Genomic DNA, 12,827 nt, shown 5'->3' on the forward strand with positions numbered 1-12,827 from the left:
TTTTTAGGGGGAAAACTCATGTCCGCACAACAGACGGTATGGACGGCCAATACACAGGTCGGCTCATTCGGCGCGAGCTACACCATCACCTTCGACTACTGTCAGGATTTCACCGGAGACGGCCTCGAGGACGTCAAGGTCACGATCCAGCTCGCCCCGGGGGCCACGGCGCCAGGCGACATCGAGGGGCTCGGATTCGACCTCAACGGCGATGTCGACGACCTCTTCGTCAATGGCTCGATGAAGATCGGGCAGGTCACCACGAACGCCTCCTACACCGGCCCGCTGGTCATCGACGTGGCCGAGCAGAACGCCGATGCGGATTTCAACGTCCAGCCAGCAACGCAGACCACGACGCCCTTCGACGTCACGTTTTCGGCCGACAGCGGCGATAGCACCGGCAATCTGACGGCGATCAGTTTCGTCATCAGCGATGACCTGAACGACATCAACGCAAAGGCGCTGCTCGACAACACCGACTGGTTCCTGCGCGGGCAGGCCCATGATGCCGGCGACAGCTCGAAAACCACCGGCACCGCCCCGGAACTCAACGAGTGCGACGACGACGAGCACCACACCGATCCGGGCACCGGCCTCACGCCGGGCTACTGGAAGAACCATGTCGATGTCGCCAACGCCGTCCTCGGGCAGGACATCTCGACCACCGAATACGACGACTTCTTCGGCATCCAGGCGACCCTCACCCAGGGGTCCGGCAGGACCGCCACGGTGATAGTCGACGCCACCCTGCTCCAGGCCCTCGGCACCGGCGGCGGTGGCCAGATGGCGCTTGCGCGCGCGGCCACCGCGGCGGTCCTCAACGCCACGGCCGACGAAGACCACGACATCGGCAACTTCAGCTATGCCGACGCCGACACGATGAAGGACGCGATTGCCCGAAAGACCGGGATCGATCCGACCGACGGCATCGACGACGCCGCGGACCAGGCGCTGATCGACCAGCAATATGACCAGTGCTTCGCCTTCCTCAGCGGCGTCGACGACAACCACGACGGCGTGCTGCAGTCAGCCGAGGTCATCGGTGCGGTGCAGACGGCGTATTCGGGCGGCAGCTACGACACCGCTTTCGGTTCCGAACTGGCGGATTGCCTCGATGTGATGAACAATCAGGAAGGCCTCGGCACGAGCGATTTCTTCGACCTGCTGATCTGACCCCCGGGGGCGCCCCGGCAATACCCTGCGCGGAGTGGCGGGAGGGGGCGGCGCAGCCCTCAGCCCGCCAGAGCTGGCAAGCCCTCGTAGATCGCATCCCGCACATCGGTCACGAAGCGGCCCTCCATGCCCTCGAAGGCGGTGTTGGTCAGCGCCACCACCGTCAGCCGCTCGGCCGGATCGATGAACCAGCGATGGCCATAGACCCCGCCCCAGGAGATCGTGCCGGGCGATTGCGGCGTCTCCGCCGCCACCGGATCGAGCAGCACCGCCCAGCCGTAGCCGAATCCCATCCCCGGCCCGAGGGTCCTCGCATCGGGCCGCACATGGTTCTCCATCATCAGCGCGACCGTCTCGGGCCGCAGGATCTCTCCGCCCCCGCTGCGGATCGTCTCGAGAAAGCGCAGGATCTCGGGCGCGGTGCCGGCCATGCCCGCGCCCCCCGACGGATAGGAGGCCGGATCGAGGATACGCGAGGGCGCAAACCGCACCTCCCCGCTCCAGAGTTCGACCGCCTCGGGATCGCCCATCGGCCGCGGCTCCGGTGCCGCCCCCATGTAGGCGACCGCAAGCCGCGCCGGATCCGTCACGCGAAAGGCGGTGTCCCGCAGCGCGAGCGGCCCGGTGACGAACCGCTCCACAGCCTCGGCGAAGCCCATGCCCGATGCCGCCTCGATCACCGCGCCGATCACGTCGATCGCCAGCGAGTAGCGCCATTTCGCGCCCGGCGCGAAGGCGAGCGGCGCCCGGCCGAGCCGCGCGAGGTTCTCGGCCATCGAGAGCCCCGGCTGATCGAGCCCGTCCGAGATCCCGAGCGCCTCGTAGCTCCCGCCGCGCTTCAGGAAGCGGTAGCCGAGCCCCGAGCTGTGGGTCAGAAGCTGCGCGATGGTGATGACCGGCTCGCGCCCGTTGCGCATCCGTGGCCGGAATTCCGGCAGGAACCGCGTCACCGGATCGGAAAGCGCCACCGCTCCGCGCTCGACCAGCGCCATCAGCGTTGCCGTGGTGATCGGCTTCGTCACCGAGGCGAGCCGGAAGATCGTATCCTCTGCCACCGCGCGCCCCGCCGCCCGGTCGGCAAACCCTGCCGCGCGGGCATAGACCAGCGCCCCGTCCCGCGCCACGAGCACGACCGTCCCGACGAGGCGCCGCTCGGCGAGCGCGAGATCGATCGCGGCATCGAGCCCGGGCCCGAATGCCGTTTCCTCCTCGGGATCTCTCACGCCGCCGCCGCGCTCTCGAAGGCGAGCGCGCGGCCCATGAAGATGCCGGCATGCGCGCCGACCCGCGCCGGATCGCCGGTGGTGAGATAGCGCACCGCGCCGCTCCCGCCTGCGAAGCCCTTGTGGCGCTTGAGATAATCCCCGAGGCTCGCCGCGATGAGCTCGGGTTGCGAGACAAGCGTCGTCTCCGGCGGCAGCGCGGCGCGGAACGCGGCCTCGACCAGCGGGTAATGGGTGCAGCCGAGCACCGCGCTCTGCGGCACCGGCAGCCGGGTCCGGAGCGTCGCGACATGCGCCGCCGCCACCTCCCGCGCCCGGCCGAGATCGCCTGATTCGATCGCCTCGACGAGCCCGGTGCAGGCCTGCGCCTCGACCCGGACGTCCCGCGCCCGGAACCGCAGCTCGCGCGGAAACGCGCCCGAGCCCACCGTCGCGGGCGTGGCAAAGAGCGCGACATCGCGCAGCCCGGTATGGGTGGGCGGCGAATTGTCGCCCCAGTCCCGCCGCGTCAGATGCTCGATCACCGGCACGAACACGCCCAGAACCCGGTGCGCCGCCGGATCGAGCCAGTTCACCTGCAGATCGTGCAGCGCGACGGCCGAGGCCGTGTTGCAGGCGAGAATCACCAGCCCGCAGCCCTCGTCGAAGAGCCGCTGCACGCCCGCGACCGTGAGATCATAGATCTCCGCCGCCGGGCGCATCCCGTAGGGCGCATGCGCCGTATCGCCGAGATAGACGAAATCCTGCCCGGGCAGACGGGCGGTGAGCGCGTCGAGGACGGTCAGCCCGCCCAGACCGCTGTCGAAAATGCCGATGGCCATAGCTGCTCCGCCTCCGGTCCACGAAAAGGCCCGCCTGCGGGCCAGGGGCTCATGCCCTCTTGACCGCAAAGGATGCCTGAAGGCGGCCCATCGCGCAATTGCCGCCGTCCGCGCATGAAGATCAGACCGATGTCATGGGGGGAGGTCCTGGCACGCCCTAGGGGAATCGAACCCCTCTTTCCAGAATGAAAATCTGGCGTCCTAACCGATAGACGAAGGGCGCGTGGACGGGCGGCTATCTATCGCCAGCCACCGGGCTCCGCAAGAGCGATAATGCAGGCGGGAGAGCGGAAAGATGCATCCCGCCCGGCCGGAGGCCGCACCAGCCCCCGAGACGCGCGGAGACGCGCATATCCGCAGCGCGAGGCGCCAGAAGATCAGACCGATGTCATGGGGGGAAGTCCTGGCACGCCCTAGGGGAATCGAACCCCTCTTTCCAGAATGAAAATCTGGCGTCCTAACCGATAGACGAAGGGCGCGTGGACGGGGGTTATCTATCTTCGGCCGCCGGCCGGTTCAAGCGCCTTTTTCACCTTTTTGCGACAAAAGTGCCGGCCCTTCCGTGCGGACCCCGGGCGCTCCGCCCCCCTTCTGTCAACCCGTCGTGAACCCTGCCCGCGAGATCAGGGAAGACAGGCTGCGGGAGGCCGGTTAGACTTTCGCGAACAGAACAAACCTGAACGCGGGACCGCTGCCAGCAAGGAGGACAAGACTTGAGACATTCGACAGCGCTCATCGCCGAGGCCCGGACGCGGGAACGGCCGTCGGATGACACCGCGCTCCTCTCGCTCGGTCTTCTCTTCGCGCTCGCCTTCGCCATCGCAAGCAGCCTCGCCGGGCCCGTCTGGTCCCGCGCCGTGATGCCGGACAGCTTCGCCGATCTCGCCGAAGGGCTGAGCCCCGCGGTGGTCAACATCACCTCGACGACGAATGTCGCCACGCCCGACCAGAGCCTGCGGCCGATCATCCCCGAAGGCTCGCCCTTCGAGGATCTGTTCCGCGACTTTCTCGACCGGCAGCAGGGCGGCCAGCGCCAGCAGCGCCGCTCGAGCGCCCTCGGCTCGGGCTTTCTCATCTCCGAGGACGGCTACATCGTCACCAACAACCACGTCATCGAAAGCGCCGACGAGATCAGCGTCGAGCTGTTCTCCGGCGAGCTGCTCGATGCCCATATCGTCGGCGTCGACCCGCGCACCGACATAGCGCTCCTCAAGGTCGATCGCGAGGAACCCCTGCCCTTCGTGCCCTTCGGCGACAGCGATGCCGCCCGCGTCGGCGACTGGGTGCTCGCCATCGGCAACCCGCTCGGCCAGGGCTTCTCGGTCTCCGCCGGCATCGTCTCGGCGCGCAACCGCACGCTTCAGGGCAATTACGACGACTTCATCCAGACCGACGCCGCGATCAACCGCGGCAACTCGGGCGGGCCGCTCTTCAACATGGATGGCGCGGTGATCGGCGTGAACACGGCGATTCTCTCGCCCAACGGCGGCTCGATCGGCATCGGCTTCGCCATGTCCTCGGCGGTGGTCGAGCGCGTGGTCAATCAGCTCCGCGATTTTGGCGAGACCCGCCGCGGCTGGCTCGGGGTGCGCATCCAGAACGTCGATCCCGACATGGCCGAGGCGCTCGGCCGCAAGTCGACCGACGGCGCGATGGTCACCGACGTGCCCGACGGCCCGGCGAAACGCGCCGGCATCCAGACCGGCGATGTGATCCTGACCTTCGACGGCGAGCATATCGACGACACCCGCGAGCTCGTGCGCATCGTGGCCGATACCGCGGTCGGCCGCTCGGTCGATGTGGTGGTGCTCCGCAACGGCGAGGAGAAATCGCTGAAGGTCGATATCGGCCGGCTCGAGGAGGAACCGACCCTTGCCGCGGCCAGCGTCGACACCCCCGACGAGGCCGCACCGAGCGAGGAAACCGTGCTCGGCATGTCGGTCGTCGCCGTGACCGACGCGCTCCGCGACCAGTACGGGATCGGCGCGGACGTGCGCGGCGGCCTCGTGGTGCTTTCGGTCGAGGATGGCTCGGACGCCTATGCCAAGGGCATGCGCGAGGGCGATGTCATCAGCGAGGTCGGACAGGAAGCCGTGACGACCCCGCAGGACATGAACCGCCGCATCGAGGCCGCGGAGGCCGCCGGGCGCAACTCGATCCTGCTCCTCGTCCGCCGCGACGGCGCGCCGCGCTTCGTCGCGCTCAATCTCAGCCGCTGAGACTCACCTCCGGGCGCGGTCCATCTGGGCCGCGCCCGGAGCGGTCAGGCACCGCCCGCGGGCGCAGGCCCGGTGCAGGCCCCGCCGAGCCGCGCAAGGACCACCCGGAAGCGCTCCGGCTCCCCGGTCGCCCGCGCCAGCACGATCCCGCCATGGATCCCCGCCACCGCCTCGTTCGCCATCCGCGCCGCCGCCTCCGGCGGCCAGCCCGCCCGCGCGAGGCAGCCGCCGAGCGCCTCGAGCCAGCGGCGGAAATAGCCCTCGATCGCCGCGGCGAAGCGGTCGCGCGTGTCATCGAGGGCGAAGGCCCCCACCAGACAGATGCGCCGCCCCGCCTCGAAATAGGCCGTCACCGCCTCGAACATCGCCGGAATGGCCTCGACCGGTGGCCGGGTCTCGAGCGGCTCGAAGATGTTGGTCTCGAACCAGGCCGAGACATGGGCAAGCACCGCCGCCGCCATGTCGGCCTTTCCGGCCGGAAAGAAGTGATAGAGGCTGCCGCGCCCGAGCCCGGTCGCCTCGACGATGAGGCCGATGCTCGCGCCCTCGAAGCCGTGCCGGCGGAAGACCTCCGCCAGCACCGGCACCACATCCGCCCGCTCCGCGACGCTCCGCGCCATCACCGCGTCTCCGCCGGATAGGCGGTACCGCTCAGCCGGTGGAAGGCCGCGGCGATGGCCACCAGCGCCACGGCGCCCGAAGTCACCGGAAACAGCAGGAAGTGAAAGCCCGGATCGGCGGCAAAGACCACGAGCGGATCGGCGCCGGCGGGCGGATGCGTGACCCGCAGCGCCGTCATCAGCGCGATGGCCGCCCCCACCGCCAGCGCCACCGCCCACCAGGCATCGGGCAGCGCGAGCCGCAGCAGGAGCCCCACCAGCGTCGAGAGCACATGCCCGCCCACCACGTTCGCCGGCTGCGAGAGCGGGCTCCCCGGCACCGCAAAGAGCAGCACGCAGCTCGCCCCGAACGGCGCCATCAGCAGCGGCATCTGCGCCCGGTCGGTCATCAGCCCGAGGCAGGCGATCGCGAGCACCCCGCCCGCCCCCGCCATCAACACGAGCCGCGGCGAGGGCCTCGGCTGCGGGCGCGCCAGAAATCTCTTCATGCCGTTCCGAATCCTGTAATGATCGTTCCATTCTTTACCGATCATTACAGGTTTGGGTGCGATACTGTCAACGCCCCGCGCCGCACGGCCTCGTGTTAGCCATTGGCGCTCATTCAACGTGGAGATTCAGAAACGCCGGGTGTATCACGGGAGACCACCCCGCCGGCGCCGTCTCACAGAAGCCCGGTGTGGTTTTTGCAGGGACAAGGACGAAAAGGGGAGCGACATGGCTGCAGCGGACGGAAGCGGCGGGACGACCCGCCAGACGGATGGCCGGGGCCGGCTCTACGACAGCATCGTCGAGACGGTGGGCAACACCCCGGTGGTGCGCATCAACCGCCTCGCACCCGAAGGCGTCGAGCTCTACGTGAAGTGCGAGTTCTTCAACCCGGCCTCCTCGGTGAAGGACAGGCTCGCGCTCAACATGATCGAGGCCGCCGAACGCGAGGGCCGGCTCAAGCCCGGCCAGACCGTGGTCGAGGCGACCTCCGGCAACACCGGCATCGGGCTCGCCATGGTCTGCGCGGCCAAGGGCTACCCGCTCGTCATCACCATGGCCGAGAGCTTCTCGGTCGAGCGCCGCCAGGTCATGCGCTACTTCGGCGCCAAGGTCATCCTCACGCCCAAGGAACAGAAGGGCACGGGGATGTACATGAAGGCGCGGGAACTCGCCGAGGCCAACGGCTGGTTCTACGCCCGCCAGTTCGAGACCGAGGCCAACGCCGACATCCACGAAAACACCACCGCCCGCGAGATCCTCGCCGATTTCGAGGGCCGCAAGCTCGACTACTTCGTCACCGGCTACGGCACCGGCGGCACCGTCGCGGGCGTCGGCCGCGTGCTGAAGAAATCCTTCCCCGACGCGAAGATCGTGCTCTCCGAGCCCTCCAACGCCCAGCTCCTCGGCTCCGGCACCGCCCAGGAACGTTCGGACGACAACGGCCCCGCCGCCAGCCACCCGGCCTTCCAGCCGCACCCGATCCAGGGCTGGACCCCGGACTTCATCCCCTACGTGCTGCAGGAAGCGATCGACGGCGGCTATTACGACGAGCTCATCCCCGTCGCCGGCCCCGACGGCATGAAATGGGCCCGCGAGCTCGCCGCGAAGGAAGGCATCTTCACCGGCGTCTCGGGCGGCTCGACCTTCGCCGTCGCGCGCCAGGTCGCCGAGAAGGCCGCGCCCGGCTCGGTGATCCTCGCGATGCTCCCCGACACCGGCGAGCGCTACCTCTCGACGCCGCTCTTCGAGCCCTTTGGCGCCGAGATGAACGAGGAAGAGATCGCCATCTCGCACTCGACCCCGGGCTACCAGATGGGCTGACACGCGCCCCGGCGCGGGACAATTATCTCGCGCCGATGCACCCCGGCTGTTACGACTGATCCAGACAGGTAACGGCGCTGAACGGGGTTCCCATGAAAATAGGTCTCACAAGCATCCGGCAGGCGCTTGTCGCTGGCAGTCTGCTCATCGCAACCGGCCTCGGCCTCGCCGGCTGTGACGACGAGGACACGGGCGGCTCCAACACCGCGGCCCAGACGGCGGCGCCCAGCGTCACCGTCGCGGGCGTCACCACACGCCAGATATCCAGCGTCTACAGCTTCGTCGGCAAGGTTCAGGCCGTCGATTCCCTCGACATCATCCCCCGCGTCCAGGGCTTTCTCGCCAAGAGAGATGTGGCGGATGGCGCGATGGTCAAGCAGGGCCAACTCATGTTCGAGGTCGAGCCCGACCAGTACGAGGCCGACCTCGCCGGCGCCAAGGCCGCCGCGGCCCAGAAGGAGGCCGAGCTGGCGCTGGCCGAGATCGAGCTCGACCGCGACACCAAGCTCCTGAAATCCAACACCATCGCCCAGGCGCAATACGACGCGACGCTCGCCAAGCGCAACGCCACCAAGGCCCAGCTCGAGGCCGCCAACGCCCAGGTCGATCTCGCCCAGCTCAACCTCGGCTACACGACGATCCGCGCGCCCTTCGACGGCCGCATCGGCAACATCCCGGTCAGCGTCGGCGACACGGTCGGCCCCGGCGTCACCCTCACCCACCTTGTCAGCCTCTCGCCCATCGACGTCGCCTTCTCGCTGAGCGAGGGGATCTACATCTCGCTGCTCGAACACCTCGGCACCGAGGCGATCGGCACCCGGGATTCCTCCACCAGCCCGCCCGTCCACCTCATCCTGCCGAACCGCTCGCAGTTCTCCGAGACCGGCCGCATCGACTTCATCGACAACGCCATCGACCCCGCCACCGGCACGATCGGCATGCGCGCCCGCTTCGAGAACAGCGACATCCTGCTCGCGCCGGGGATCTACGTCACGGTGCAGATCGCGCAGTCCCAGTCCCAGGATCAACTCGTCATCCCGCAGGCCGCCGTCCAGCGCGACCAGAAGGGCAGCTTCGTGCTCGTCGTCGGCGCCGAGGGCACGGTCGCCCAGCGCTACGTCGAGCTCGGCAACCCCGACGGCACCGACTTCGTCGTGAAGTCCGGCCTCCAGGACGGCGAGAGCGTCATCGTCGAGGGGCTCCAGCGCGTGCGCCCGGGCGTCGCGGTCAACGCGGTCGAGGCATCCCCCCCGCCCGCGGGCGCCGAAGCCGGCGCCGCCGCCGCCACCCCCGAAGCCACCGGAGACGCCGCCGCGACGGATACCGCCCCGGCCGAAGGGAACTGAGCCGATGCTGTCCGCCACCTTCATCAACCGGCCGAAATTCGCGCTCGTCATCTCGATCGTGATCTCGATCATCGGCGGCATCGCCTACCTGGTGCTGCCCGTCGAGCAGTTCCCGCAGATCACACCGCCCGTCGTCCGGGTCTCCGCGAGCTTCACCGGGGCGAGCGCCGAGACGCTGGAGGATACCGTCGCCGCGCCGATCGAGGCGCAGGTCAACGGCGTCGACGACATGATCTACATGAGCTCCAACAGCGCCGACAGCGGGAGCTACAGCCTCGATGTGACCTTCAAGGTCGGCACCGACCCGGACCTCGCCACCGTCAACACCCAGAACCGGGTCAGCCAGGCGGTGAGCCAGCTCCCGGCGGAGGTCAACAAGAACGGCGTCTCGACCCAGAAATCCAGCACCAACATGCTGATGCTGGTCACGGTCTTTTCCGAGAACGGCGAATACGACAAGGTCTTCCTCTCCAACTTCGCCTCGATCAACCTCAAGGACGCGCTCGGCCGCGTGCCCGGCGTGGGCCGCGTCGACGTGATGACCGATTTCTCCTACGGGATGCGGATCTGGCTCGATCCCGACCGGCTGGCGAGCCTCGACATGACGCCCTCGGATTTCGTCAGCGCGATCTCCGACCAGAACGCCATCGTGCCCGCAGGCCAGATCGGCGCGCCGCCCGCGGGCCCCGACCAGCAGTTCCAGTATACCGTCAAGGCCAAGGGCCGGCTCACCGATCCGAAGGAATTCGAGCAGATCGTGCTGCGCACCGGCGAGTCGGGCGCCATCGTCACCGTGGGCGACGTGGCCCGCGTCGAGCTTGGCTCGCAGATCTACGCCTTCGACGGCCGCTACGACAGCCAGACGGCCACGGTGCTGGCGGTCTACCAGGCTCCGGGCGCCAACGCGCTCGATGTCTCCACCGGCGTGCTCTCCGAGCTCGAACAGCTCAAGACCCGCTTCCCCGAAGGCGTCTCCTACGAGGTGCCCTTCAACACCACCGCCTTCGTGCAGAGCTCGATCGACGACGTGATCGAGACCCTCTTCATCGCCTTCGCGCTGGTGATCTCGGTGGTCTTCATCTTCCTCGGCAACCTCCGCGCCACCCTCATTCCCACCGTGGCGATCCCGGTCTCGCTCATTGGCGCCTTCGCGGTGATGTTCGCCTTCGGAATGTCGCTCAACACCGTCACGCTCTTCGCCCTCGTGCTCGCCATCGGCATCGTGGTCGATGACGCGATCATCGTGGTGGAAAACGTCGAGCGCCACATCGCCGACGGGCTCAGCCCGAAGGAGGCGACGCGCGTCGCGATGGGCGAGATCACCACGCCGGTGATCGCGACGACCCTCGTCCTGCTCGCGGTCTTCGTGCCGGTCACGGTGATGCCGGGCATCACCGGCAAGCTCTACAGCCAGTTCGCGACGACGATCTCCGCCGCCGTGGTCATCTCGTCGATCAACGCGCTCACCCTCTCGCCCGCCCTCTGCGGGCTGATCCTGCGGCCGCGCAAGGGCGGCCCCCGCGGCCTGCTCGCCGTCTTCGAGAGGGGCGTGGGCGCGGCGCGGAGCGGCTATGTCGCGATCGTGGCGCGGCTCGCCCGCATCTCGGTGATCGGCCTCGTTGCCGTCGCCGCCGCCGTCGCCTCGATCGGCGGCCTCTCGGCCATCGTGCCCTCGGGCTTCCTGCCTGACGAGGACCAGGGCTACCTGATGGCCGACATCCAGCTCCCCGAGGGCGCCTCGCTCAACCGCACCGAGGTCATCACCCGCCAGATGGAGAAGATGCTCGAGGGCATGGAGGGCGTGGCCCATGTGGTGACGGTGGACGGCTTCTCGATGCTGAACGGCGGCTCCTCGACCAACTCCGCCTTCATGGCGATCACGCTGACCCCCTGGGCGGAGCGCGCCGATCCCGCGCTCTCGGCCCGCGCGCTCCTGCGCAAGATCTCGGGCCAGTTCAACACCATTCCCTCGGCCTCGATCATCGTCTTCAACCCGCCGCCGATTCCCGGCCTCGGCAGCACCGGCGGCGTCGAGATGAAGGTGCAGCAGACCGGCGGCGGCACGCCGCAGGATCTCGCCTCCGCCATCGGCGGCATGGTCTACGCCGCCAACCAGCGCCCCGAGATCGCGGTCGCCTACTCGACCTTCCGCGCCAACGTGCCGCAGGTCTTCGTCAATCTCGACCGCGACAAGGCCAAGTCGCTCAACGTGGATGTCGCCGAGGTCTTCGGCACGCTCCAGGCCTATCTCGGCTCCTACTACGTGAACGACTTCAACCTCTTCGGCCGCGTCTACAAGGTCATGCTCCAGGCCGACGCCACCTATCGCGATCAGGTCGACGACATCGGCCGGCTCTACGTGCGCTCACGCAGCGGCGACATGGTTCCGATGAGCACGCTGGTGACGGTCGAGAACATCCTCGGCCCGATGAACCTCAACCGCTACAACATGTTCCGCGCCGCCAGCGTCACCGCCAACCCCGCTCCCGGCTATTCCACCGGCTCGGCGATCCAGGCGCTGCAGGAGGTCGCGGCGGAGGCCCTGCCGCCCGGCTATGCCTACGAATGGACGGGCTCGGCGGTGCAGGAACAGGAGGCGGGCGGCCTCGTCGCCCTCATCCTCGCGCTGGCCATCATCTTCGCCTACCTCTTCCTCGTCGCCCAGTACGAGAGCTGGACCATGCCCGTGGCGATCCTGCTCACCGTCACCGTCGCGCTCTTCGGCGCCTATGCCGCGGTCTGGGTCGCCGGGACGGACGCCAATCTCTACACCCAGATCGGGATGATCATGCTCGTGGGCCTCGGGGCGAAGAACGCGATCCTGATCGTCGAATTCGCCATGGAGACCCGCGCGAAGGGGGCCTCGATCTACGCCGCCGCCGTCGAGGCCGCGACGCTCCGCTTCCGCGCGGTGATGATGACGGCGCTCTCCTTCCTGCTCGGGGTCATTCCGCTCGTCATCGCCTCGGGCGCGGGCGCGGCCAGCCAGCGCTCGATCGGCATCGCCGTCTTCGGCGGCATGCTCGCGGCCTGCACCCTCGGCATCCTGCTCGTGCCCGTGCTCTACGTGGCGCTGCAGGCCGCCCGCGAATGGGCCAAGCGGCGCTACAACGGCATCCACACCCCGCTCGAACCCGCCGCACCCCCGCCCGAAACCGGCCCGGCACCCGGCAGCGAAGCCCGCGCCTGAGCCCGGCCGACGGCCCGAAGGTCAAGGGCGCCCGCGATGAAAATCGCTGGCGCCCTCTTTCCGTGAGGCCCTATAACCGTCAGCAATGAAAACAGGGAGAACACCATGCTGTACCATCTGGATTTCAACGTCGAATACGGCGCCGACATGTCCCAGCAGGACCTCTTCGGCATCTGGGCCGAAGAAGCCGTGGTCGCCCTCGGCGCCAAGGATGCTGGCGCCGTGGTCGATCTCTGGAAGGTCGCAGGCGAACGCCGCGTCTTCGTCGTCGTCGATGTCGACGGCCCCGACACGCTCGATCAGATCCTGCTCGACCTGCCGATCATGAAGAAGATGGGCCAGTATGTGAATGTCGAGGTCAAGGCGCTCCGGCGCTACGAGGATTTCGCCGCCGACGTGAAGTCACGCCTCGCCGGCTGACCCTCG

10 protein-coding genes and 2 tRNA genes are annotated in these 12,827 nt (G+C 68.4%); 6 read left to right on the forward strand and 6 right to left on the reverse strand.

Annotation, left to right across the window (positions count from 1 at the left end):
• Nucleotides 1-18: 18 nt before the first annotated feature.
• Nucleotides 19-1,173: a hypothetical protein gene (locus ACF66B_RS09310; protein ID WP_111431445.1), complete on the forward strand. Its 1,155-nt coding sequence runs from the start codon at nt 19-21 to the stop codon at nt 1,171-1,173.
• 59 nt (nt 1,174-1,232) lie between these two features.
• Here ACF66B_RS09310 and ACF66B_RS09315 read toward each other — a convergent pair whose 3' ends face one another.
• The 4 genes from ACF66B_RS09315 to ACF66B_RS09330 all read right to left on the reverse strand — a co-directional run bounded on the left by ACF66B_RS09315 (nt 1,233) and on the right by ACF66B_RS09330 (nt 3,696).
• Nucleotides 1,233-2,396 (reverse strand): serine hydrolase domain-containing protein, encoded by a 1,164-nt coding sequence (locus tag ACF66B_RS09315; protein WP_111431446.1) that lies wholly within the window; start codon nt 2,394-2,396, stop codon nt 1,233-1,235.
• Nucleotides 2,393-3,217 carry an aspartate/glutamate racemase family protein gene (locus tag ACF66B_RS09320; protein ID WP_111431447.1) on the reverse strand — a complete coding sequence of 275 codons (825 nt, stop codon included), beginning with the start codon at nt 3,215-3,217 and terminating at the stop codon, nt 2,393-2,395. The genes ACF66B_RS09315 and ACF66B_RS09320 overlap by 4 nt, the downstream gene beginning before the upstream one ends.
• A 148-nt stretch (nt 3,218-3,365) precedes the next feature.
• A tRNA-Glu gene (locus ACF66B_RS09325) sits at nt 3,366-3,440 on the reverse strand.
• Nucleotides 3,441-3,621: 181 nt separating this feature from the next.
• A tRNA-Glu gene (locus tag ACF66B_RS09330) sits at nt 3,622-3,696 on the reverse strand.
• A gap of 381 nt (nt 3,697-4,077) precedes the next feature.
• On the opposite strand from ACF66B_RS09330, the gene ACF66B_RS09335 reads away from it, so the two are divergent.
• On the forward strand, nt 4,078-5,436 hold the full coding sequence (locus ACF66B_RS09335) for a Do family serine endopeptidase (RefSeq protein ID WP_111431486.1): 1,359 nt from the start codon (nt 4,078-4,080) through the stop codon (nt 5,434-5,436).
• A 44-nt stretch (nt 5,437-5,480) separates the two neighbouring features.
• On the opposite strand, the gene ACF66B_RS09340 is transcribed toward ACF66B_RS09335, so the two are convergent.
• Together ACF66B_RS09340 and ACF66B_RS09345 are read right to left on the reverse strand one after the other, a co-directional pair.
• Nucleotides 5,481-6,056 carry a TetR/AcrR family transcriptional regulator gene (locus ACF66B_RS09340; protein WP_111431448.1) on the reverse strand — a complete coding sequence of 192 codons (576 nt, stop codon included), beginning with the start codon at nt 6,054-6,056 and terminating at the stop codon, nt 5,481-5,483.
• On the reverse strand, nt 6,056-6,544 hold the full coding sequence (locus tag ACF66B_RS09345) for an HPP family protein (RefSeq protein ID WP_111431487.1): 489 nt from the start codon (nt 6,542-6,544) through the stop codon (nt 6,056-6,058). The genes ACF66B_RS09340 and ACF66B_RS09345 overlap by 1 nt, the downstream gene beginning before the upstream one ends.
• A 226-nt stretch (nt 6,545-6,770) precedes the next feature.
• Between ACF66B_RS09345 and cysK the strand changes: the two genes are divergently transcribed.
• The 4 genes from cysK to ACF66B_RS09365 all read left to right on the forward strand — a co-directional run bounded on the left by cysK (nt 6,771) and on the right by ACF66B_RS09365 (nt 12,821).
• Nucleotides 6,771-7,865, forward strand: coding sequence for a cysteine synthase A (gene cysK, locus ACF66B_RS09350; RefSeq protein WP_111431449.1), 1,095 nt, complete (start codon nt 6,771-6,773; stop codon nt 7,863-7,865).
• 92 nt (nt 7,866-7,957) lie between these two features.
• Nucleotides 7,958-9,211, forward strand: a complete 1,254-nt coding sequence (locus ACF66B_RS09355; protein WP_111431450.1) for an efflux RND transporter periplasmic adaptor subunit — start codon at nt 7,958-7,960, stop codon at nt 9,209-9,211.
• A 4-nt stretch (nt 9,212-9,215) separates the two neighbouring features.
• The gene (locus ACF66B_RS09360) at nt 9,216-12,401 is read left to right on the forward strand and encodes an efflux RND transporter permease subunit (protein ID WP_111431451.1); all 3,186 of its coding nucleotides are present in this window, start codon (nt 9,216-9,218) and stop codon (nt 12,399-12,401) included.
• A 105-nt stretch (nt 12,402-12,506) separates the two neighbouring features.
• A complete protein-coding gene (locus ACF66B_RS09365; RefSeq protein WP_111431452.1) occupies nt 12,507-12,821 on the forward strand; it encodes a muconolactone Delta-isomerase family protein in 315 nt (104 codons plus the stop codon).
• Nucleotides 12,822-12,827: the final 6 nt, after the last annotated feature.

Origin of the sequence: Amaricoccus sp. B4, from assembly GCF_043226085.1 — a bacterium.
Lineage (GTDB): Bacteria > Pseudomonadota > Alphaproteobacteria > Rhodobacterales > Rhodobacteraceae > Amaricoccus.

What these genes read in the sequence shown, in the direction of transcription:
- ACF66B_RS09335 (WP_111431486.1), top strand. Translation starts at nt 4,078, where the DNA reads ATGCCGGACAGCTTCGCCGATCTCGCCGAAGGGCTGAGCCCCGCGGTG.
- ACF66B_RS09310 (WP_111431445.1), top strand. Translation starts at nt 19, where the DNA reads ATGTCCGCACAACAGACGGTATGGACGGCCAATACACAGGTCGGCTCA.
- ACF66B_RS09365 (WP_111431452.1), top strand. Translation starts at nt 12,507, where the DNA reads ATGCTGTACCATCTGGATTTCAACGTCGAATACGGCGCCGACATGTCC.
- cysK (WP_111431449.1), top strand. Translation starts at nt 6,771, where the DNA reads ATGGCTGCAGCGGACGGAAGCGGCGGGACGACCCGCCAGACGGATGGC.
- ACF66B_RS09320 (WP_111431447.1), bottom strand. Translation starts at nt 3,217, where the DNA reads ATGGCCATCGGCATTTTCGACAGCGGTCTGGGCGGGCTGACCGTCCTC.
- ACF66B_RS09360 (WP_111431451.1), top strand. Translation starts at nt 9,216, where the DNA reads ATGCTGTCCGCCACCTTCATCAACCGGCCGAAATTCGCGCTCGTCATC.
- ACF66B_RS09355 (WP_111431450.1), top strand. Translation starts at nt 7,958, where the DNA reads ATGAAAATAGGTCTCACAAGCATCCGGCAGGCGCTTGTCGCTGGCAGT.
- ACF66B_RS09340 (WP_111431448.1), bottom strand. Translation starts at nt 6,056, where the DNA reads ATGGCGCGGAGCGTCGCGGAGCGGGCGGATGTGGTGCCGGTGCTGGCG.
- ACF66B_RS09345 (WP_111431487.1), bottom strand. Translation starts at nt 6,544, where the DNA reads ATGAAGAGATTTCTGGCGCGCCCGCAGCCGAGGCCCTCGCCGCGGCTC.